At 46.0% G+C, this 1,111-nt stretch carries 1 protein-coding gene and 1 pseudogene; both read left to right on the top strand.

Annotated features, from left to right (window positions below; all coding sequences use genetic code 11):
- Nucleotides 1–295 (top strand): annotated as a pseudogene (locus AC3DOM_RS09165) (hypothetical protein); the annotation flags it as partial.
- Between the two features lie 3 nt (nt 296–298).
- Nucleotides 299–1,096 carry an alpha/beta fold hydrolase gene (locus AC3DOM_RS09160; protein WP_487918739.1) on the top strand — a complete coding sequence of 266 codons (798 nt, stop codon included), beginning with the start codon at nt 299–301 and terminating at the stop codon, nt 1,094–1,096.
- Nucleotides 1,097–1,111 lie beyond the last annotated feature (15 nt).

The raw sequence follows: 1,111 nt of genomic DNA, 5'->3' as shown, positions 1-1,111 counted from the left end.
CGCAAATGAGACCGGAAACGACAAGTACGCAAATGAGACCGGAAACGACAAGTACACACATGAGACCGGAAACGACAAGTACACACATGAGACCGGAAACGACAAGTACTCAAATGAGACCGGAAACGACAAGTACACACATGAGACCGGAAATGACAAGTACACAAATGAGACCGGAGACGACGAGTACGCAAATGAGACCGGAAACGACAAGTACGCAAATGAAACCGGAACCGACAAGTACACAAATGAGACCGGAAATGACAAGTACGCAAATGAGACCGGAGACGAATAGAAAATGAGCGTAGTTTTACTTGAAGGAGCGATTGTGCATTATGAGGTGCTTGGGCGGGGACGCCCAGTCATCTTTTTGCACGGTTGGGTTGGCTCATGGAGGTATTGGATATCCTCCATGCAAACCACATCAACATCCTTTCGCGCCTACGCTCTTGATCTCTGGGGCTTTGGAGATACCGCGCACCATTCTCGGGAGCAAGAGAAATATAGTCTAAAAAAACAGGCGGCGCTTCTTCACGCCTTTCTTGAAAAGATGGGGATCGGGAAAATCGCCCTGGTAGGACATGGTTTGGGGGCTTTGGTCGCCCTTGAATTTGCTTCCACATATGCAAACATAGTAGATCGGGTGATGATTATCAATTGTCCACTGGACACAGAAAAGATCAACCCCCGTTTATATACAGATACAATGGATGAATTGGTTAGCTGGCTTTCGAGTCATATGCCAGATGCGCAAATTGCACTTGCTGATGCAAAAAAAACAGATCCGGCAGCTATTCACGCCTCGAAAAACGGAATTATTGCAAGCAATCTATTCAAGAATGTCATTCTTCAACACACGCCCTGCCTTTTGGTTAACGGAGATCAAGATCCACTTGTTGCGCAACCAAGTTTTCAAGCGTTGAGCCTCCTGTCTGATTATGGGCAACATATTGTTTTTGATGGAGCTGGCTATTTTCCAATGCTTGATTCTACGGCAAAATTTAACCGTTTACTAACAGATTTCCTGACGTTGGAATCAGGCCTTAGCATAAAAGAATTAGGATTTAGGGAAGAATGGCGGCGTCGTGTGCGGTAGTTTTCTCAACGCCGT

Source organism: Candidatus Desulfolinea nitratireducens, assembly GCF_982879505.1.
Note: the sequence above shows the minus strand (reverse complement) of the source record. Positions and strands in the feature narration are given on the sequence as shown.